The organism is Streptomyces sp. ISL-1, assembly GCF_018614585.1.
In the GTDB taxonomy this organism is placed as follows: domain Bacteria; phylum Actinomycetota; class Actinomycetes; order Streptomycetales; family Streptomycetaceae; genus Streptomyces; species Streptomyces maoxianensis.
The window spans coordinates 1-19,075 of sequence record NZ_JAGGOI010000070.1 but is presented as its reverse complement, the minus strand read 5'-3'; the positions used below and the strand labels follow the sequence as shown (position 1 = coordinate 19,075).

Here is a 19,075-nt window from a genome sequence, read left to right as displayed (position 1 = left end):
AGCAGCGGGGATGGCCGAGACTCATGTCCTTTTCGTCGAGGACGACGACGTCATCCGTGAGGCGACCCAGCTCGCCCTGGAGCGGGACGGCTTCGTGGTCACCGCGATGCCCGACGGGCTGCGGGGACTGGATGCCTTCCGCGCCAACCGGCCGGACATCGCGCTGCTCGATGTGATGGTGCCGGGTCTGGACGGCGTGAGCCTGTGCCGCCGTATCAGGGACGAGTCGACCGTGCCCGTGATCATGCTGTCGGCGCGCGCCGACTCCATCGATGTGGTGCTGGGCCTGGAGGCCGGAGCCGACGACTACGTCACCAAGCCCTTCGACGGCGCGGTGCTGGTCGCCCGCATACGCGCGGTGCTGCGCCGCTTCGGTCACGCGGCCGGCGCGGCGGGCGGCGGCGCGGGCTCCGCGGATCAGGATCCGCAGGGGCCGCTGCTGGCCTTCGGCGATCTGGAGATCGACACGGAGGGCATGGAGGTACGCAAGGGGGGTGCGCCGGTGGGGCTGACGCCGACCGAGATGCGACTGCTGCTGGAGTTCTCGTCCACGCCCGGCACCGTGCTCTCCCGCGACAAGCTGCTGGAGCGGGTCTGGGACTACGGCTGGGGCGGCGACACCCGGGTCGTGGACGTCCATGTCCAGCGGCTGCGCACCAAGATCGGACAGGACCGGATCGAAACGGTCCGCGGCTTCGGTTACAAGCTCAAGGCATGAAGCGACTCGTACTGCGCACGGGAGTCCGCTGGAAGATCAGCATCGCGATCGCGGGCGTCGGCGCACTGATCGCGATGGCGCTGAGCCTTGTCGTGCACAACGCCGCCCGTGTCTCGATGCTGGACAACACGCGCGATGTGCAGATGGACCGGGTGCTGCTCGCGCAGCGCTGGTACGAGACGTCCAAGAACAAGGACCCGCGCTTCAACACCAAGATCAATGACCCCTCGCTGCCCAGGTCGCTGCAGAAGCTGATGCGCGAGAAGCGGCGCGGCACTTATGTGGACGAGGGCAACGGCGGCACACCCGACATCTGGGCCGCCGTGCCGCTGTCCAACGGCGACGTGCTCTCCCTGCACACCCAGTTCGCCGGCCGCAGCGCCACCGTCATGAAGGACCTCGACCGGGCGCTGATCATCGGCTCTGTCTCCGTGGTCTTCGGCGGCTGCGCGCTCGGCGTGCTGATCGGCGGGCAGCTCTCCCGCCGGCTGCGCAAGGCCGCCGCTGCCGCCGGCCACGTCGCGCAGGGCAATACGGGGGTGCGGGTCAGGGACGCGATCGGCGGTGTCGTACGCGACGAGACAGACGATCTGGCCCGCGCCGTGGACGCGCTCACCGACGCCCTGAACGAGCGCATCGAAGCGGAGCGCCGGGTCACCGCCGACATCGCGCACGAGCTGCGTACCCCCGTCACCGGGCTGCTCACGGCCGCCGAGCTGCTGCCGCCCGGCCGGCCCTCCGAGCTCGTACGGGACCGGGCGCAGGCCATGCGGACGCTGGTCGAGGACGTGCTGGAGGTGGCGAGGCTCGACAGCGCGTCGGAACGGGCCGAGCTGCAGGAAATCGCGCTCGCGGAGTTCGTCAGCCGCCGGATCACGGCGCTGAACCCCGATGTGGCGATCAGCGTCGTGCACGAGTCGTGGGTCAGCACCGATCCGCGGCGGCTGGAGCGCATCCTGCTCAATCTGCTGACCAACGCCGCCAAGTACGGCAAGCCGCCGGTCGAGGTCACGGTCGAGGGCCGCGTGGTACGGGTCCGTGACCACGGTCCCGGCTATCCCGAGGCCCTGCTCCGTGAGGGCCCGAGCCGCTTCCGCACGGGCGCCAGCGACCGCGCGGGCACGGGCCACGGTCTCGGCCTGACGATTGCGGCAGGCCAGGCGCGAGTCCTCGGCGCACGGCTGACGTTCCGCAATGCCGCGCCGGAGGGGACCGCGACGCCGCTGGGGCAGTCGGGCGGCGCGATCGCGGTGCTCTGGCTCCCCGAACACGCGCCGACGAACACCGGCAGCTTCCCGATGATGCCGCTGTCGGACTAGCGGACCGGCCCTGAGCCCGGACCAGCCGGACTACCGGAACCCGCCCTGCGCGCCCGGACCAGCCGGACTACCAGAACCCGCCCTGCTCTCCTCCCGAACCAGCCGATCCAGCCGGACTAACAGGACCAGTCCTTGTCCAGGTCGAGCCCGCCCTCGCGCCGCTGGGTGAACGAGAACCAGTTGCCCGAGTCGTCGCGCAGGATCGCCTCCGTGCCGTACGGGCGGTCCTGCGGCGGCTGCAGGAACTCCACGCCGCGTGCCCTGAGCTTCTCGTAGTCCCCCTGGATGTCGTCGGTGGTCAGCACTCCGGCGCCCATGACGCCCTTGGCTATGAGCTTCTTGATCGCCTCGGCGGATTCCGGGTCCATCGCGGGCGGCCCCGGCACCATGAGCGTCAGCTCCACATCGGGCTGGTCCTTGGCTCCTACCGTCAGCCAGCGCATGCCGCCGTCGCCCATCGTCATGTCGGTGCGGACCTCCAGGCCGAGCCGCTCGGTGTAGAACTCCTTCGCCCGGTCCTGGTCCAGGACCCAGACGGTGGAAATGGCAAGACCCTTGATCATGAGGTGCTCCTCGGTGAGGCGTGGTTCCCGCTTGCCCTGCCACCGTAGGCAGCGGCCCGGTCAGTCGGCTTCTTCAGAATTGCGCTGCTTGGCAGGAGGCTTCTCCTTGCCAGGGAAGCCGCCCGCCCACAGCAGGGCGTAGCACCCCGGTATCAGCGCGGCTCCCCGCCCCACATGCTGGGCGCGGTACTCGCTCGGGGTCAGCCTGGTCTGCTTCTTGAACCGGGTCGAGAACGTGCCCAGGCTGCTGAAGCCGACGAGCGTGCAGATCTCGGTGACCGACAGATTCGCCGAGCGCAGCAGTTCCTCGGCCCGCTCTATCCGCCTGCGCGACAGATACTGGCCCGGCGTCTGTCCGTACACCGCTTTGAAAGCGCGCACGAAGTGAAACCGCGAATACCCGGCATGGGCGGCCACCGCGTCCAGGTCGAGCGGCTCGGCCCAGTCGCGGTCCATGGCGTCCTTGGCGAGGCGCAGCTGCCGCAGATGGGCGAGGCGCGCCGGCGCCGGAGTGGTGCTTTCCACACACCCGATGCTGGCACGCACCACTGACAACGGCCCCCGGCGTGCACACCGGGGGCCGTTCGCCAGAGGGTTTGCCGAGGTCAGACCTGTTCGGCCACCTTGTCCCCGGTCTCGTCCACGGTCTTGTCCCCGACCTGGTCCACGGTCTTGTCCCCGGTCGGGGCGGCCGCAGCCGTGGCAGGCGCCGGTCCGGCCCCGCGCAGCGGCACCTCCTTGACGAAGAAGGCCGCCACGAAGCCGACCACCGCGACCCCCGCGCCCACCAGGAAGGCCGCGTGCGTCCCGGAAGCCACAGCGAACTCGTACGCCTCACGGACCGGGTCCGGCAGCTTCGCCAGGCTCGCGGCGTCCAGCTGCGCGGAGTGCTGGGTGGCCGTAGCCCCGCCTCGCGCCGCCATCTCGTCCTGCACCCGGCCGGTGAACAGCGCGCCCATGATCGCGACGCCGAAGGAGGCACCGAGCGTACGGAAGAGGGTGGCCGCGGAGGAAGCGACGCCCATGTCCTTCTGCTCGACGCTGTTCTGTGCGACCAGCATGGTGATCTGCATCAGGAAGCCCATGCCGGCGCCGAGCACCGCCATGTAGATGCCGGAGGTCAGCCGCGAGGTCTCGGTGTCCATCTGGGCGAGCAGGAACAGCCCCGTCACCATCAGCCCGCCGCCGATGATCGGGAAGAGCCGGTACTTGCCGGTGTCGGTGGTGATCCGGCCCGCGATCATCGAGACGACGAGCATCGACATCAGCATCGGCAGCAGGAGCAGACCGGAGTTGGTCGCCGAGGCTCCCTGGACGGACTGCTGGAACAGCGGCAGGAACAGCACCGCACCGAACATCATGAACCCGGCCATGAAGCCGATCACAGACATCAGCGTGAAGTTGCGGCTGCGGAAGATGTGCAGCGGCATGATCGGCTCGGCGGCCCTGGTCTCGGCGATCAGGAAGCCGGTGAGCGCGGCCACGCCGATCGCGATCAGCTCCATGATCACGGCGGAGTCCCAGGCGTACTCCGTACCGCCCCAGGTGGTGACCAGCACGATCGAGGTGATGCCCACGGTCAGCAGCCCGGCGCCCAGATAGTCGATGCGCGCCTTGGTCCGCTGCTTCTTCGGCAGATGGAGCACTGCGGTGACCATGGCAAGCGCGACAGCGCCCAGCGGCAGGTTGATGTAGAAGCTCCAGCGCCAGCCGAGGTGGTCGGTGATGGTCCCGCCGACCAGCGGTCCGCCGATCATGGCGACGGCCATGACGGCGGCCATCATGCCCTGGTATTTCCCGCGCTCCCGCGGCGGCACGAGGTCCCCGATGATCGCCATGACGCCGACCATCAGGCCGCCCGCGCCCAGTCCCTGTACGGCGCGGAAGCCGATCAGCTGCCCCATGTCCTGGGCCATGCCGCTGAGAACCGAGCCGATCAGGAAGATCACGATGGCGATGAGGAAGACGCCCTTGCGGCCGTACATGTCGCCGAGCTTGCCCCAGATCGGGGTGGAGGCGGCGGTGGCCAGGGTGTACGCGGTGACCACCCAGGACAGATGCTCGAGGCCGCCCAGCTCTCCCACGATGGTCGGCATCGCGGTGCCGATGATCATGTTGTCGAGCATGGCCAGCAGCATGGCGATCATGAGCGCGAGTATCACCACCCGCACACTGCGGGGCTGAGGCCCACTGCCCGGTTTCCCCTCGTCGCCCGGCTGCCCCTCCGCCCCGGGCTGTGCTCCCACGCGCGGCTGCGCGCCACCGCTCCGCTGCGCCCCGTCTTTGGCTACGTCCACCATCGTTCCCGCTCCCCTGGCACTTACTTGCCGCCCGGCTAGTTGACTACAATGGGGAAGGTAGCCCCGTAACTAGCCGGGCGTCAAGTAAGTTTCCAGGAGAGCCCATGGCCAGAGGCAACACCCGCCAGCGCATTCAGGACGTTGCCCTGGAGCTCTTCGCCGAGCAGGGCTACGAGAAGACGTCACTGCGCGAGATCGCAGAGGTCCTTGATGTCACGAAGGCGGCGCTGTACTACCACTTCAAGACCAAGGAAGACATCCTGATCAGCCTCTTCCAGGACCTGACGAGGCCGATGGACGAGCTGATCGAGTGGGGGCGGACCCAGCCGCACACGCTGGAGACCAAGCAGGAGATCCTGCGCCGCTACAGCGAGACTCTCGTCGCCGCGTCACCGCTCTTCCGCTTCATGCAGGAGAACCAGGCCGCGATGCGCGACCTGAGCATCGGCGAGACCTTCAAGGACCGCATGATGCGGATGCTCGAGCTCATCAAGGAGCCGGAGGCGGCACTGGCCGACCAGGTCCGCTGCATCAGCGCGCTCTTCACGATGCACGCCGGGATGTTCGTACTGAGGGACATGGAGGCCGACCCCGAGGACAAGCGCCAGGCCGTCCTCGAGGTCGCCATCGATCTGGTGAGCCAGGCTCACCACGTCACACACTGAGAGTCACCGGCGGTCACACCTCTGAGCACTGCCTGGTGGCGCGTCGCCGCGGGCTCAGATAGTGACGCCCGCCGAGCGCAGGTAGGCCGCCGGGTTGACCGCGGAACCGTAGTTCGGGGTGGTACGGATCTCGAAGTGCAGGTGCGGACCGGACGAGTTGCCGGTGTTGCCGGACCGGGCGATGGACTGGCCCGTCTTCACGCTCTTGCCGACCGTGACGTTGATCTTCGACAGGTGGGCGTACTGCGCGTACGTGCCATTGCTGTGCTTGACCACGATGGCGTTGCCGTACGCGGGACCGTCGCCGCCGCCGTTCGGGCCGGCCTTCACGACGACACCGCTGTGGGCGGCCTTGACCGGGGTGCCGACAGGAACGGCGAAGTCCTGGCCGGAGTGCTTGCTCGACCACATGTTGCCGCCCTGGTTGAAGCTCGCGGTCAGCGTGTAGCCGGTGACGGGCTTGACCCAGGACGCGGCCTTCTTCGCGGCCGTGGGCTTGGCAGCCTTGGCCTTCGCAGCCTTGGACTTCGCAAGCTTGGACTTCTCGGCTGCGGCCTTCGCCACCGCAGCCGTCTTCGCGGCGTCGGCGGCCTTGGACTGCGCCAGGGCCTGCGCGGCGACGGCGCTCGAGGCGTCCACCGCGGTGGCCGACCCGGCAGCCGCCGGCGCACTGGTCCCAGCGGCGAACGCGGCCCCGGATCCGAGCACCATCGACGCTCCCAGGCCGGCGGCCAGGACGGCGGCGCGGCTACGGAGAGCGGAGGGGCGGGGAAGGTGGAACATGGCGCGCTGCGACATGGAGTGAACCTCCGGGGCATAAAGGGACCCGGCACCTGTGCGCCGGGCTTGGCTCATCCCTTGGTAACCCAGGCCCCGGCCTAGCCCAAAACCACCCATCTACGACATCTGGTCGTAGTCGCCACAACGGGAAATTGCCTCTTGACGCCCTCCGGGCCCCTTCCGAAGCAACCTCGCAAATCGGTCAAAATCTTCTGACTTCGTGAGGTTTAACCCAACGTACGGACGGCGCACGAACCGTGCGAATGCGACATCGACCCCGGATCACCCTCCATCGGACACCTAAGGGCCGCAGGTCCCGGCCGACCCCGGCCCGACGTACCGCATCAGAGCCGATCGAGCCCACTATTCTGGCTAGTAGGCCTCGATATCCCTGTGGGCCTTGTCACGGGTTCAACCGAGAACCACCCCTCCGGGGCCCTTCCGCGAACCCTCCGGAAACCTCCTCGGGAGCCCGTCCGGGAACCGCCCACGCCCCCGCCACGCGGTCCACGCGTTCTTCCCGCGCGCACCCACGTCCGGGATGCTCCTGTGCCATGAGTAGACCCGTGTGTGCCACGAGTAGGCCCGTGAATCGCCCGAACCGGCGCCCCCGCGGCTGGATCCTGCCTGTCGTCATCGGGCTCGCCTGCACGCTCACCTGGAGCGCGCCCGCCGGGGCCGGCCCTTCCGACACCGGCCTCAAGGGCGCCATCGACAAGATCCTCGCCGACGCCCGCATGGACGGCGGAGCCGCGAGTGTGGTGGTCGCCGACGCCACCACCGGTGAGCGCCTCTATCAGCGGGACGGCGCCGACCGCCTCATGCCCGCCTCCAACACCAAGCTCGCCACCTCCGTGGCCGCGATGGCGCTGCTCGGCCCCGACTACCGCTACCGCACCGACGTCCTGTCCACCGGCCGCCGGCTCGGCTCCACCCTCCTCGGCGACCTCTATCTGCGCGGCAGCGGCGATCCGACCACCCTCGCCAAGGACTACGACCGGCTCGCCGCCGACCTGGCCGCCTCCGGCGTCACCCGCGTCACCGGCCGCCTCGTCGCGGACGACACCCGCTTCGACACCCAGCGCCTCGGCCGCTCCTGGGCCGCGGACGACGAGTCCTCGTACTACTCCGCGCAGATCTCCCCGCTCACTGTCGCGCCCGACACCGACTACGACTCCGGCACAGTCGTCGTAGAGGCGCTCCCCGGCGCCGCGCCGGGCGACAAGCCGCGCGTGAAGGTCACCCCGCCCACCGACTACGTACGCCTCGACATCAGCGGCACCACTGTCCCCGCCGGACAGCCCGACACCCTCGCGGTCGAGCGGCAGCACGGCACCAACACGATCAGCGTCAGCGGGAACATTCCGGTCGGCGCGAGCTCCACCAAGGAGTGGGTGACCGTCTGGGAACCCACCGGCTACGCCGCCGCGGTCTTCTCCGACGCACTCTCCGCCCATGGTGTACGCATCGCCGGCAGCCCCCGCCTCGGCCGTCCCACCCCGCCCGGCGCGAAGCTCCTCGCCTCGCACAGCTCCATGCCGCTGCGGGAGTTGATGCGCCCGTTCATGAAGCTGTCCAACAACATGCACGCCGAGGCGCTCACCAAGACGATCGGCTACGAGACGGCCGGCCACGGCACCTGGGCCGCGGGCCTGTCGGCGATCTCCGGCCACCTGCAGAAGGAGGGGGTGCGGACCTCCACCATCCGCCAGGCCGACGGCTCGGGCCTGACCCGGATGAACCTCTTCCCCGCCGAGCAGCTCGCCACGCTGCTCCTCTCGGTACGGGACGCTCCTTGGTACGCCGACTGGTACGCATCCCTCCCGGTGGCCTGCAACACCGACCGCGCGATCGGCGGCACGCTGCGCTCGCGCATGTGCGGGACGCCCGCAGCTCTCAACGCCCGTGGGAAGACAGGCTCGTTGACGGGCGCTTCGGCTCTCTCCGGGTACGTCACGGACGCGGGCGGCCGCGAACTCGTCTACAGCGTCGTGCTCAACAACTACCTGGCTTCTTCTGTGAAGAGCATCGAGGACGCGATCGTGGTCATGCTGGCGAAGTCGGACACGGGGGCGGGCGCGATCGCCGCCGTACCGCCGCGGGCTCCGCGCAGCGCGGATCCGGCGGCGGATCTCGAATGCTCCTGGCAGAAGCCGAAGTTCTGCTGAAGGGCAGCCTCCCGGACCGTACGCAAAGGTACGGTCCGGGGCATGACGGACATCGAGCTCACCGACGCCATTCAGTCGGTACGGGACCAGTCACTCGACGCGGCCACCCGGGCCGTCCGCCGTCCGGATCGAGGAGCCGAACCTGGGACCTCTCCTTGGCCACGCCGCCCTGACGGTCTCCTCAACGGTGCTCCCCCACCCCCAGCGGCCTCTGAAACGGGCAGGCAAAAGGGGCTGCCCCGGTCCGTACGTCTCCGTACGGGTCCGGGGCAGCCCCTCCAGGCACTCAGCTCAGCGTGGGCGTCACGCGTCCTTCGACAGGTTCGGACCGGCTCCGCCGGCCGCCTGCTCGATCGGCGGGACGTCCGGCAGCGCCGACTTCTCCTCGCCGCGGAAGGTGAACTTCTTCTCCTCACCCTCGCCCTCGGTGTCCACGACCACGATGTGACCGGGGCGCAGCTCGCCGAAGAGGATCTTCTCCGACAGGATGTCCTCGATCTCGCGCTGGATCGTCCGGCGCAGCGGCCGGGCGCCCAGCACCGGGTCGTAGCCCTTCTTGGCGAGGAGCGACTTGGCCGTGGGGCTGAGCTCGAGGCCCATGTCACGGTCCTTCAGACGCTCGTCCACCTTGGCGACCATGAGGTCGACGATCTGGATGATGTCTTCCTCGGTCAGCTGGTGGAAGACCACCGTGTCGTCGACACGGTTGAGGAACTCGGGCCGGAAGTGCTGCTTCAGCTCTTCGTTGACCTTGGCCTTCATCCGATCGTAGTTCGACTTGACGTCGCCCTGCGCCGCGAAGCCCAGGTTGAAGCCCTTCGAGATGTCCCGGGTCCCGAGGTTGGTCGTCATGATGATGACCGTGTTCTTGAAGTCCACGACGCGGCCCTGGGAGTCGGTCAGCCGACCGTCCTCCAGGATCTGCAGAAGGGAATTGAAGATATCGGGGTGGGCCTTCTCGACCTCGTCGAAGAGGACGACGGAGAACGGCTTCCGGCGCACCTTCTCGGTGAGCTGGCCGCCCTCTTCGTAACCCACGTATCCGGGCGGGGAACCGAAGAGCCGGGAAACCGTGTGCTTCTCGCTGAACTCCGACATGTCGAGGGAGATCAGCGCGTCCTCGTCGCCGAAGAGGAATTCGGCGAGCGTCTTGGAGAGCTCGGTCTTACCGACGCCGGACGGGCCGGCGAAGATGAACGAGCCGCCGGGGCGCTTCGGGTCCTTCAGACCCGCTCGCGTACGGCGAATGGCCTGCGAGAGCGCCTTGATGGCGTCCTTCTGCCCGATGACGCGCTTGTGAAGCTCGTCCTCCATACGGAGCAGGCGCGAGGACTCCTCCTCGGTCAGCTTGAAGACCGGAATGCCGGTCGCCGTGGCGAGGACCTCGGCGATCAGCTCGCCGTCGACCTCTGCGACGACATCCATGTCGCCGGCCTTCCATTCCTTCTCCCGCTTGGCCTTCGCGGCAAGCAGCTGCTTCTCCTTGTCGCGGAGAGAGGCCGCCTTCTCGAAGTCCTGGGAGTCGATGGCCGACTCCTTGTCGCGGCGGACGCCCGCGATCTTCTCGTCGAACTCGCGGAGGTCCGGCGGCGCCGTCATCCGGCGGATACGCATCCGGGATCCGGCCTCGTCGATCAGGTCGATCGCCTTGTCCGGCAGGAAGCGGTCCGAGATGTACCTGTCCGCCAGGGTCGCGGCCTGGACCAGCGCCTCATCCGTGATGGAGACGCGGTGGTGGGCCTCGTAACGGTCCCGCAGACCCTTGAGGATCTCGATGGTGTGCGGCAGCGACGGCTCAGCGACCTGGATGGGCTGGAAGCGGCGCTCGAGGGCCGCATCCTTCTCCAGGTGCTTGCGGTACTCGTCCAGCGTCGTGGCGCCGATGGTCTGCAGCTCGCCCCGCGCCAGCATCGGCTTGAGGATCGAGGCAGCGTCGATCGCGCCCTCGGCGGCGCCCGCACCCACCAGGGTGTGGAGCTCGTCGATGAACAGGATGATGTCGCCGCGGGTGCGGATCTCCTTGAGAACCTTCTTCAGGCGCTCCTCGAAGTCACCGCGGTAACGGGAGCCGGCGACCAGCGCACCGAGGTCGAGGGTGTAGAGGTGCTTGTCCTTGAGGGTCTCGGGCACCTCGCCCTTGACGATGGCCTGGGCCAGGCCCTCGACGACCGCCGTCTTGCCGACGCCGGGCTCGCCGATGAGAACCGGGTTGTTCTTCGTACGCCGGGACAGCACCTGCATGACCCGCTCGATCTCCTTCTCGCGCCCGATGACCGGGTCGAGCTTGGATTCGCGAGCGGCCTGGGTGAGATTCCGGCCGAACTGGTCCAGGACGAGCGAGGTCGAGGGCGTGCCCTCGGCCGGACCGCCTGCCGTGGCGGCTTCCTTGCCCTGGTAGCCGGAGAGCAGCTGGATGACCTGCTGCCGCACCCGGTTGAGATCGGCGCCCAGTTTCACGAGGACCTGGGCGGCGACGCCCTCGCCCTCGCGGATCAGGCCGAGCAGGATGTGCTCCGTGCCGATGTAGTTGTGGCCGAGCTGGAGGGCCTCCCGGAGCGAAAGCTCCAGGACCTTCTTGGCGCGAGGGGTGAAGGGGATGTGCCCGGACGGGGCCTGCTGCCCCTGCCCGATGATCTCCTCCACCTGCTGGCGGACCGCCTCGAGCGAAATCCCGAGGCTCTCCAGGGCCTTAGCGGCGACACCCTCACCCTCATGGATAAGGCCCAGGAGGATGTGCTCGGTGCCGATGTAGTTGTGGTTGAGCATCCGGGCTTCTTCCTGAGCCAGGACGACAACCCGCCGCGCGCGGTCGGTGAACCTCTCGAACATCGTTAATCGCTCCTCAGAGCGGTCAGAAAGATTGGGGACGATCCCCTCCCTGTCCTTCCGCAGCTTAGTCCCGCAAGCGGGGACCGCTCATTCCAACTGCCGACACCCGTCCATGGCCTCCTGACCGCTGAACGTCGACACCTGCTCCAACCCGATGGTGCGAGACGATGTTCCCGCAGGCCAGGCAGATACCCTCACCATCACTACGCCGATGGCGAACGTGAGACGGCCAAGCAGGTGTGTCGCCCCTCCCCACTAGGAATGTCTTACCCGTAATCACTGACAGTCCATGCGGCGCGCACCGGTTCCCTCAGCTACGGGCGAACAACCTTGCGTTCCCGAATGCGTCCGGACGCCCCCAGATTGAACACCGTACGCATTCGCTACTCCACTCTGCGTAACCACGGGGCCTCGTCGGGAGTTCCCGGAGTATGGCCTTCACCGTCCCGCCCCCCCGCACGCCGTCGGAAGGCGGCATCGCGCGATGGTATGAGAACGAGCTCGGATGGGCCGCCGCCGACGGGTCGCCGGTGCGGCTGCTGACCGGGCTGCGCTTCGATGTGCTGGAGCTGCCCGCCGATGCGGGCGCCGCTGTGCTGAGCCGTACGAAGACCGCCGGGCCCGTGGCCCTCATGGGGCACAGAATGCGGCTCCTGGTGGCCGCGGGCAGCGCCGACGAGCTGCCTGGGCTGCTCGACTGGCTGGAGTGGGGCGGGATCGCTCTCGATCTGACCGCCATCGGCGCGGGCGGCCTGATGACCGCTCCGCCGCCGCCCGGATGCCCTGGCTCCCGGGGGGCCGCCGTATGGCTGCGACCCCCCGTGCCGGGGCGCGAGGTGGAGCCGACGCTGCCGGCCCTGGTCCCTTTCGGGCGCAGTGCCGCAGCCGGTGACGGAATCAGCCCCGATCTCGTACGACTTGTGGACACGGTGGCGACTGAGTGCCACCGGGCCCGATTGCTGCGTACGAATACGCCGCGTGCGAATACTCAGCCGTTGGCCTTCTCGTAAGCCTCGCGAACCGTTGCCGGGACGCGGCCGCGGTCGTTGACCTCGAAGCCGTTCGCCTTGGCCCAGGCGCGAATTTCGGCGGTGTCCTTGTTGCCGCCGGCAACCGCACGGCCCTTGCCACGGCCGGACGCAGCACGGCCGCCGGTACGCCGGCCGCTCTTGGCGTACGGCTCGAGCAGACCACGGAGCTTGTCCGCATTGGCGGTGGTGAGGTCGATCTCGTAGGTCTTGCCATCCAGAGCGAACGTCACGGTCTCGTCCGCCTCGCCACCGTCGAGGTCATCGACAAGAAGGACCTGAACCTTCTGTGCCACCGGATTTCCTTTCATCGAAAATGCAGTACGCGGAAAGGAAACCGCTTTTCCCTGAAAAACACAAACCCTTGGCAGAGGTTCAGAACCTCGAGAACACGGGAAACGTGCGCGATTCGGACATAGGGATCCTTCTCAAGCGGTGATCACAGGTGCAGAAGCATCCGGCTGTTGCCCAAGGTGTTCGGCTTCACTCGTTCGAGCCCGAGGAACTCCGCGACGCCCTCGTCATAGGAACGCAGCAGCTCGCTGTAGACATCTCCGTCGACCGGTGTCTCACCGATCTCCACGAAGCCGTGCTTGCTGAAGAAGTCCACTTCGAAGGTGAGGCAGAAAACCTTGCGCACCCCCAGCCAGCGGGCGGTCCGCACCAGTGTGTCCAGCACCTGATGACCGATGCCGGTGCCCTTGAAGACGGGGTCGACAGCGAGAGTACGCACTTCAGCGAGGTCTTCCCACATCACATGGAGTGCCCCGCAGCCCACTACCTTCGCGTCCTCGTCGCGTTCCGCGACCCAGAACTCCTGGATGGCTTCGTAAAGAGTGACCGTCGCTTTGTCGAGCAGGATGCCTTCACTCACGTACGGGTCGACGAGTCGGCGGACCGACGGCACATCGCTGGTCCTGGCCCGTCTGACGGTGATGGCATTTGCTTCGGCATAAGGCATGCCATGACGCTATCGCTCCGCGGACGTCCCGCCGTCGGCGGCCTGGTCACCCTGAACCTGACCCTGAACCTCGCCCTGAACCTCGCCCTGAACATCCCCCTGAACGAGGCGGACCGCGGCAAGGAGCGCTTCACGCTGCTCGGGCGACATCATGCCGAAGAAGGCGACAAGTGCGGCCGCCGGGTTGTCACTCTTGGACCAGGCTTCGTTCATGAGTGCGGCCGAGTAGGCGGCCCGGGTGGAGACAGACGTATATCGATAGGCGCGGCCGTCGACTTCCCGGCGGACCCAGCCCTTCTGATGGAGATTGTCCATTACGGTCATGACGGTGGTGTAGGCGATGGACCGTTCCTGCTGAAGGTCTTCGAGGACTTCCCGGACGGTGACCGGCCGGTTCCATTGCCAGACGCGTGTCATGACGGCGTCTTCCAGCTCTCCCAATTGACGGGGCACATAACCACCATAGTGGGAGACGTCGGAATGGCTGGTTATTGACGTAACAAAAAGGACGTACGGCCGAAAATCAGCCGTACGTCCTTGGTGTGCGCCTTCGTGTACGCCTTGGTGTGCGACGGGGTCAGGCGTCGCGTCCGGCCTGCTTGGCGGAGTGCGCGCGAGCCACGGCGGCGTCCACGATCGCGTCCTCCTTGGCCTTGTTCGAGCCGCCCTGGCTCTTGACGATCGTCACGACCAGAGCGGTGAAGAAGATGGCCATCACCACGGGGGGCAGCAGCGCGGATACGTAGTCCATGGCCCCAGGGTAGCTATCCGACCGCCAGCTGTTCGGGCGGGGGCACGGGCCGGCGGCGCGGCGGAAAGACCTCGGACGGCTTCGGCACCGGCTTCTCGCCCGGCGCGGGCGGCTTGGGCTGGGGTTTCTGCTGCGGATTCTGCTGCGGATTCTGCTGGGGCTTCTGCTGCGCCCTGGGGGCGTCGGCAGCGCGGCCGCCGACGAGCGCGAGGAGCCGGGTACGGGGGGCCGCGCCGGTGGCCACGGCGGTGGCCGCCACCCCCCGCACCGAGCGGCCGGCCAGCCGGGCGCGAACGGACTGCTCCGCCAGCGCCTGGCAGCGGTGCAGCACGGCGGCGCCGACCGGGGTGGAGCGCAGCGTGCGCAGCGCTGCGAGGTCCTCGGGGCGTGGGTGGTAGCCGGTGGCCAGGGCGTCCTGGAGGAGCTCCAGATAGCCGGTGGCGGAGCCGGGGAGCGCTTCGCGGTAGCGGACGAGGTCGGCGAGGAGGAACGTACGCAGTCGGCCGGCCTCGCGTACCGCCTCGTCCACGGAATCGGCCAGGCGCAGAGCGTCCTGGACGTCCTGTTCGGCGAGAGGGACGGGATGGAGGGCGATGGCGAGGGCGCGTCGGAGCACACGCAGCTCGTCTGCGCTGAAGGCCATGCCGCCGCGGGATCCGTATGGCGTGGGCATGGCCCGACGATACGTGCGACATGGACAAAATCGGGTTAATTGGCAAGCCCGGGCGCGGCGGATGCGCTGGCGCGCCGGGGACGCGGGGTGCGGGTGCGGGTCCTGGGGGTTGCCCGGGCCGTGCGGTGCGGGCGGAGGGCTTGGGGTTGGGGTGCCCGGGGCCGCGGTGTGCGGGCGGGGGGTGCCCGGGCCGTGCGGTGCGGGTTCCGGGGCCCCCTCCGGGCTCGACTCCTCGGCGTCGGCGGTAAGGCCGCCGATCGCCTGCCGGGCCGACCCTGCGCGGCCCCTCCCCACCCGGAGGCGCGGTAGCGCACGAAGGTTCGCCCCGGCAGCCACCAACCGGGCAGCGACCACCGGTGCCGCCGGCGTACGGGCAATCACGGCCCCTCACCACCAGCGACCACCGACGCCCACGCCCCCTCGGAAACGTCACATCCGGGAGACGTTCCGCTCGTAGACCAGGCGCAGGCCGATCAGCGTCAGCCACGGTTCGTGCTCGTCTATCGCCGACGCCTCGCCCAGCACCATCGGGGCCAGACCGCCGGTCGCGATCACCGTGACCTCGTCCGGGTCGTCCGCCAGCTCGACCTTCATGCGCCGTACGACGCCGTCGACCTGGCCCGCGAAGCCGTAGACAATGCCGGACTGCATCGCCTCGACGGTGTTCTTGCCGATCACGCTGCGCGGCCGGGCCAGCTCGATCTTGCGGAGCTGGGCGCCCTTCACGCCGAGCGCCTCGACGGAGATCTCGATGCCCGGGGCGATCACACCGCCCGCGTACTCACCGCGCGCGCTGACCGCGTCGAAGGTCGTCGCCGTGCCGAAGTCGACGACGATCGCCGGGCCGCCGTACAGGTCGACGGCGGCGACCGCGTTGATGATGCGGTCCGCGCCGACCTCCTTGGGGTTGTCCATCAGGATCGGCACGCCGGTCTTGATGCCGGGCTCGACAAGGACCGCCGGGACGTCGCCGTAGTAGCGGCGGGTCACCTCGCGCAGCTCGTGCAGGACGGAGGGGACGGTGGAGCAGATGGCGATGCCCTCGATGCCGTCGCCCAGTTCGTCGCCGAGGAGCGGGTGCATGCCCATCAGGCCCTGCAGCAGGACAGCCAGTTCGTCGGCGGTGCGCCGGGCGTCGGTGGAGATTCGCCAGTGCTCGACGATCTCCTCACCGTCGAACAGGCCGAGGACGGTGTGAGTGTTTCCGACGTCGATCGTGAGCAGCATCAGACGCCTGCCTCGCGCAGGTCGAGGCCGATGTCGAGGATCGGGGAGGAGTGCGTGAGCGCGCCCACCGCGAGGTAGTCGACGCCCGTCTCGGCGTAGGCGCGGGCGTTCTCGAGGGTGAGGCGGCCGGAGGATTCCAGGGCGGCGCGGCTCGCGACGATCGCGACGGCCTCCTCGGTCTCGGCCGGGGTGAAGTTGTCCAGCAGGATCAGGTCGGCGCCCGCGTCGAGCACTTCGCGTACCTGGTGGAGGGTGTCCACCTCGACCTCGATGGCGAGGTCGGGGAAGGCTTCCCGTACGGCCTTGAAGGCTTCGGCGACGCCGCCCGCCGCCACCACGTGGTTGTCCTTGACCAGGGCTGCGTCGGACAGCGACATACGGTGGTTGACGCCGCCGCCGCAGCGCACCGCGTACTTCTCCAGGGCGCGCAGGCCCGGCGTCGTCTTGCGGGTGTCGCGGACCCTGGCCTTGGTGCCTTCGAGCACGTCGGCCCAGGCGCGGGTCGCGGTCGCGATGCCGGACAGACGGCACAGGAGGTTCAGCGCGCTGCGCTCGCCGGTGAGCAGGTCGCGGGTGTTGGTGGTGACGGACAGCAGCTTCTGTCCCGCTTCGACGCGGTCGCCGTCCTCGACATGCCGCTCCACCTCGAACGCATCGGTGCAGACGATCGACAGGACGGCCTCGGCGACCCGCAGGCCCGCGACCGTGCCCGCCTCGCGGGCGGTGAAGTCGCCGGTGGCGACGGCGTCCTGGGGGACGGTCGCCACGGTCGTCACATCCACGCCGCCGTCGAGGTCCTCCCCGAGCGCCAGGTGTGCGATGTCCTCCACCTGGACCGGGTCGAGGCCCGCGTCGGCGAGCAGCCGGGCCAGCGCGGGGTCCAGACCGCACTCGTACGCTTCGTCGTCGCCACAGCCGCAGGCGTCGCCGCAGCCGCCCGCCTCGGTGGCGGGGGCGCCGATCTGGATCAGCGGTACGTCCACAGGACGCGGACGTTCTTCGGGCGTGCTCACTGTTACGGCTCCCTGGGGGCGTCGGGGACGGTGGCGGGGACGGTCGGGTCGAAAGCGGTGCTCTCGGTGCGCCGGACGACAAGGCTCCGGTCGGGAGCCAGACGTACGACGAGATGGCGGCGCCAGTCGGCGTCGTCGCGCTCGGGGCGGTCCTCGCGCCAGTGGCAGCCGCGGGTCTCCTCGCGCTCGAGGGCCGCGGTGGTCAGCACACGGGCCACGCACAGGAGGTTCGAGGTCTCCCATGCCTCGACGCCGGGCTCGGCCGTCTTGCCCGAACCCTCCTGGTCCTGCACGGCGTTGCGATGGACCGCGTCCAGTGCGGACGCCGCGCCGGCCAGGCTGTCGGCCGAGCGGAGCACGCCGGCGCCCTGGGACATGATCCGCTGGATGTCGGCCCGCGTCTCGGGTGCGATGAGCGGCAGTACGGACGGGCTGACGGGCTCGGCGGCCGCGCGGGCCGGGAGCGGGGCGCGGGAGGCGATGTCGGCAGCGATGCGCTCCGCGAAGACCAGGCCCTCCAGGAGGGAGTTGGAGGCCAGCCGGTTCGCGCCGTGAACACCCGTGCAGGCCACCTCGCCACAGGCGTAGAGCCCGGGCACCGTCGTGCGGCCACGCAGGTCCGTGCGGACGCCGCCGGAGGCGTAGTGGGCGGCCGGGGCGACCGGTATGGGCTCGCTGACCGGCTCGATGCCATGCGCGCGGCAGGCGGCCAGGATCGTTGGGAAGCGCTGCTCCCACATCTGGGCGCCGAAGTGGCGGGCGTCGAGGTACATGTGCGCGGCGCCCTGCTCCTGCATGCGGCGCATGATGCCCTTGGCGACGATGTCACGGGGGGCGAGTTCGGCCAGCTCGTGCTGTCCGAGCATGAAGCGGGTGCCGGAGGCGTCGACGAGATGGGCGCCCTCTCCCCGTACCGCCTCGGAGACCAGCGGTTGCTGGCCCTCGGAGTCCGCGCCGAGGAAGAGCACCGTCGGGTGGAACTGCACGAATTCGAGGTCGGAGACCTCCGCTCCGGCGCGCAGCGCGAGGGCGACGCCGTCGCCCGTGGAGACGGCGGGGTTGGTGGTGGCGGAGAAGACCTGGCCCATGCCGCCAGTGGCGAGAACGACCGTGGGGGCGTGGACCGCGCCGACGCCGTCGTGCTGGCCCTCGCCCATGACATGGAGGGTGATGCCTGCCGTACGGCCTTCGGCGTCCGTAAGCAGGTCCAGGACCAGCGCGTTCTCGATGGTGCGCAGACCGGCGTCGCGAACCGCCTCGACCAGGGCGCGCGAGATCTCGGCGCCCGTCGCGTCGCCCCCCGCGTGCGCGATACGGCGGCGGTGGTGGCCGCCCTCCCGGGTGAGCTCGATCTCGCCGGCCTCGGAGGTGTCGAAGTGTGCGCCGGTGGCGATCAGCCGGCGTACCGCGTCGGGGCCCTCCGTGACCAGGATGCGTACCGCCTCCTCGTCGCACAGGCCCGCGCCCGCGACGAGGGTGTCGTCCAGGTGCTGCTCGGGGGTGTCGCCGTCGCCGAGCGCCGCGGCGATGCCGCCCTGCGCCCAGCGAGTGGAGCCGTCGTCCAGCCGGGCTTTGGTGACCACGACCGTGCTCAGTCCGGTGGCCGCGCAGCGCAGCGCGGCGGTGAGGCCTGCGACGCCGGAGCCGACCACGACGACGTCGGCGTCGATGGCCCAGCCGGGAGCGGGGGCGGTCAGCCGTATTCCGGTCACTTGGCGGCTCCGAAGGTCGGGGGTTCGAGGGTCGGGGCGTCGGGCGCCGGGCCGTCGGGCGTCGGAGCTTCGGGCATCGGCGATTCGGGCGCCGGGGGCTCGAAGGCCGGGGGCCCGAAGGTCAGGAGGATGTTGTCGATCAGGCGCGTCGCGCCCACCCTCGCGGCGACCGCGAGGATCGCCTCGCCCGTGTGGTCGTCGGGAACCTCGGCGAAGGTGGCCGGGTCGACCAGGGCCAGATAGTCGAGTACGAGGGGCGGCACGGCGTGCGCCGCCTCGTCGAGGACGGTGTGTGCCGCGGCCCGCACGCCGTCGGCCCCGCCCGGGCCCGCCTGGGCCACCGCGTGCGCGTCGGCCGCGGCGCGCGC

General features: G+C 69.3%; 19 protein-coding genes. 5 read left to right on the top strand and 14 right to left on the bottom strand.

Annotated features, from left to right (window positions below; all coding sequences use genetic code 11):
• The first annotated feature begins 10 nt into the window (after nucleotides 1-10).
• Entirely contained in the window at nucleotides 11-718 is a 708-nt protein-coding gene (gene cseB / locus J7E87_RS33990; protein ID WP_215098516.1) for a two-component system response regulator CseB, read from the top strand.
• On the top strand, nucleotides 715-2,037 hold the full coding sequence (gene cseC, locus J7E87_RS33985) for a two-component system sensor histidine kinase CseC (protein WP_215098515.1): 1,323 nt from the start codon (nucleotides 715-717) through the stop codon (nucleotides 2,035-2,037). The genes cseB and cseC overlap by 4 nt, the downstream gene beginning before the upstream one ends.
• A 116-nt stretch (nucleotides 2,038-2,153) precedes the next feature.
• Here the strand turns inward: cseC and J7E87_RS33980 are convergent, their stop codons facing one another.
• From J7E87_RS33980 to J7E87_RS33970, 3 genes are all read right to left on the bottom strand, one after another.
• Nucleotides 2,154-2,600, bottom strand: coding sequence for a VOC family protein (locus J7E87_RS33980; protein WP_215098514.1), 447 nt, complete (start codon nucleotides 2,598-2,600; stop codon nucleotides 2,154-2,156).
• A 60-nt stretch (nucleotides 2,601-2,660) separates the two neighbouring features.
• Nucleotides 2,661-3,056 (bottom strand): helix-turn-helix transcriptional regulator, encoded by a 396-nt coding sequence (locus J7E87_RS33975; RefSeq protein WP_251018409.1) that lies wholly within the window; start codon nucleotides 3,054-3,056, stop codon nucleotides 2,661-2,663.
• A 149-nt stretch (nucleotides 3,057-3,205) separates the two neighbouring features.
• Nucleotides 3,206-4,900, bottom strand: coding sequence for an MDR family MFS transporter (locus J7E87_RS33970; protein ID WP_215098513.1), 1,695 nt, complete (start codon nucleotides 4,898-4,900; stop codon nucleotides 3,206-3,208).
• Between the two features lie 104 nt (nucleotides 4,901-5,004).
• Here J7E87_RS33970 and J7E87_RS33965 point away from each other — a divergent pair, with 104 nt between their 5' ends.
• Nucleotides 5,005-5,565 (top strand): TetR/AcrR family transcriptional regulator, encoded by a 561-nt coding sequence (locus J7E87_RS33965; protein WP_215098512.1) that lies wholly within the window; start codon nucleotides 5,005-5,007, stop codon nucleotides 5,563-5,565.
• A gap of 54 nt (nucleotides 5,566-5,619) precedes the next feature.
• Here the strand turns inward: J7E87_RS33965 and J7E87_RS33960 are convergent, their stop codons facing one another.
• Nucleotides 5,620-6,363 (bottom strand): M23 family metallopeptidase, encoded by a 744-nt coding sequence (locus J7E87_RS33960; RefSeq protein WP_215098511.1) that lies wholly within the window; start codon nucleotides 6,361-6,363, stop codon nucleotides 5,620-5,622.
• 569 nt (nucleotides 6,364-6,932) lie between these two features.
• On the opposite strand from J7E87_RS33960, the gene dacB reads away from it, so the two are divergent.
• A complete protein-coding gene (dacB, locus tag J7E87_RS33955; RefSeq protein WP_308313198.1) occupies nucleotides 6,933-8,513 on the top strand; it encodes a D-alanyl-D-alanine carboxypeptidase/D-alanyl-D-alanine-endopeptidase in 1,581 nt (526 codons plus the stop codon).
• Between the two features lie 303 nt (nucleotides 8,514-8,816).
• On the opposite strand, the gene J7E87_RS33950 is transcribed toward dacB, so the two are convergent.
• On the bottom strand, nucleotides 8,817-11,342 hold the full coding sequence (locus J7E87_RS33950; protein WP_215098509.1) for an ATP-dependent Clp protease ATP-binding subunit: 2,526 nt from the start codon (nucleotides 11,340-11,342) through the stop codon (nucleotides 8,817-8,819).
• 431 nt (nucleotides 11,343-11,773) lie between these two features.
• Here J7E87_RS33950 and J7E87_RS33945 point away from each other — a divergent pair, with 431 nt between their 5' ends.
• The gene (locus J7E87_RS33945) at nucleotides 11,774-12,352 is read left to right on the top strand and encodes an SCO3374 family protein (protein ID WP_215098508.1); all 579 of its coding nucleotides are present in this window, start codon (nucleotides 11,774-11,776) and stop codon (nucleotides 12,350-12,352) included.
• Here J7E87_RS33945 and J7E87_RS33940 read toward each other — a convergent pair.
• The 9 genes from J7E87_RS33940 to J7E87_RS33900 form a co-directional block, all read right to left on the bottom strand.
• Entirely contained in the window at nucleotides 12,331-12,666 is a 336-nt protein-coding gene (locus tag J7E87_RS33940) for an Lsr2 family protein (RefSeq protein WP_215098507.1), read from the bottom strand. The genes J7E87_RS33945 and J7E87_RS33940 overlap by 22 nt on opposite strands.
• Before the next feature lie 143 nt (nucleotides 12,667-12,809).
• On the bottom strand, nucleotides 12,810-13,331 hold the full coding sequence (locus tag J7E87_RS33935; protein WP_215098506.1) for an amino-acid N-acetyltransferase: 522 nt from the start codon (nucleotides 13,329-13,331) through the stop codon (nucleotides 12,810-12,812).
• Between the two features lie 9 nt (nucleotides 13,332-13,340).
• Nucleotides 13,341-13,784: a BlaI/MecI/CopY family transcriptional regulator gene (locus J7E87_RS33930; protein ID WP_215098505.1), complete on the bottom strand. Its 444-nt coding sequence runs from the start codon at nucleotides 13,782-13,784 to the stop codon at nucleotides 13,341-13,343.
• A gap of 124 nt (nucleotides 13,785-13,908) precedes the next feature.
• Nucleotides 13,909-14,082: a hypothetical protein gene (locus J7E87_RS33925; protein ID WP_215098504.1), complete on the bottom strand. Its 174-nt coding sequence runs from the start codon at nucleotides 14,080-14,082 to the stop codon at nucleotides 13,909-13,911.
• A gap of 13 nt (nucleotides 14,083-14,095) precedes the next feature.
• Nucleotides 14,096-14,725, bottom strand: a complete 630-nt coding sequence (locus J7E87_RS33920; protein ID WP_215098536.1) for a hypothetical protein — start codon at nucleotides 14,723-14,725, stop codon at nucleotides 14,096-14,098.
• Nucleotides 14,726-15,184: 459 nt separating this feature from the next.
• Nucleotides 15,185-15,982, bottom strand: a complete 798-nt coding sequence (locus J7E87_RS33915) for a type III pantothenate kinase (protein ID WP_215098503.1) — start codon at nucleotides 15,980-15,982, stop codon at nucleotides 15,185-15,187.
• Nucleotides 15,982-16,995 (bottom strand): carboxylating nicotinate-nucleotide diphosphorylase, encoded by a 1,014-nt coding sequence (gene nadC / locus J7E87_RS33910; protein WP_215098502.1) that lies wholly within the window; start codon nucleotides 16,993-16,995, stop codon nucleotides 15,982-15,984. Before nadC ends, J7E87_RS33915 begins: the two co-directional genes overlap by 1 nt.
• Before the next feature lie 2 nt (nucleotides 16,996-16,997).
• Nucleotides 16,998-18,707 (bottom strand): L-aspartate oxidase, encoded by a 1,710-nt coding sequence (locus tag J7E87_RS33905; RefSeq protein ID WP_215098501.1) that lies wholly within the window; start codon nucleotides 18,705-18,707, stop codon nucleotides 16,998-17,000.
• A partial coding sequence (locus tag J7E87_RS33900; protein WP_215098500.1) for a pantoate--beta-alanine ligase occupies nucleotides 18,704-19,075 on the bottom strand: 372 nt, incomplete at its 5' end. The genes J7E87_RS33905 and J7E87_RS33900, both read right to left, overlap by 4 nt.

Bases quoted from the DNA above. Each gene is read 5' to 3' on its own strand.
- cseC (WP_215098515.1), top strand. From the start codon at position 715: ATGAAGCGACTCGTACTGCGCACGGGAGTCCGCTGGAAGATCAGCATC.
- cseB (WP_215098516.1), top strand. From the start codon at position 11: ATGGCCGAGACTCATGTCCTTTTCGTCGAGGACGACGACGTCATCCGT.
- J7E87_RS33915 (WP_215098503.1), bottom strand. From the start codon at position 15,982: ATGCTGCTCACGATCGACGTCGGAAACACTCACACCGTCCTCGGCCTG.
- J7E87_RS33975 (WP_251018409.1), bottom strand. From the start codon at position 3,056: ATGGACCGCGACTGGGCCGAGCCGCTCGACCTGGACGCGGTGGCCGCC.
- J7E87_RS33920 (WP_215098536.1), bottom strand. From the start codon at position 14,725: ATGGCCTTCAGCGCAGACGAGCTGCGTGTGCTCCGACGCGCCCTCGCC.
- J7E87_RS33935 (WP_215098506.1), bottom strand. From the start codon at position 13,331: ATGCCTTATGCCGAAGCAAATGCCATCACCGTCAGACGGGCCAGGACC.
- J7E87_RS33965 (WP_215098512.1), top strand. From the start codon at position 5,005: ATGGCCAGAGGCAACACCCGCCAGCGCATTCAGGACGTTGCCCTGGAG.
- J7E87_RS33980 (WP_215098514.1), bottom strand. From the start codon at position 2,600: ATGATCAAGGGTCTTGCCATTTCCACCGTCTGGGTCCTGGACCAGGAC.
- J7E87_RS33970 (WP_215098513.1), bottom strand. From the start codon at position 4,900: ATGGTGGACGTAGCCAAAGACGGGGCGCAGCGGAGCGGTGGCGCGCAG.
- J7E87_RS33950 (WP_215098509.1), bottom strand. From the start codon at position 11,342: ATGTTCGAGAGGTTCACCGACCGCGCGCGGCGGGTTGTCGTCCTGGCT.
- J7E87_RS33945 (WP_215098508.1), top strand. From the start codon at position 11,774: ATGGCCTTCACCGTCCCGCCCCCCCGCACGCCGTCGGAAGGCGGCATC.
- J7E87_RS33960 (WP_215098511.1), bottom strand. From the start codon at position 6,363: ATGTCGCAGCGCGCCATGTTCCACCTTCCCCGCCCCTCCGCTCTCCGT.
- J7E87_RS33925 (WP_215098504.1), bottom strand. From the start codon at position 14,082: ATGGACTACGTATCCGCGCTGCTGCCCCCCGTGGTGATGGCCATCTTC.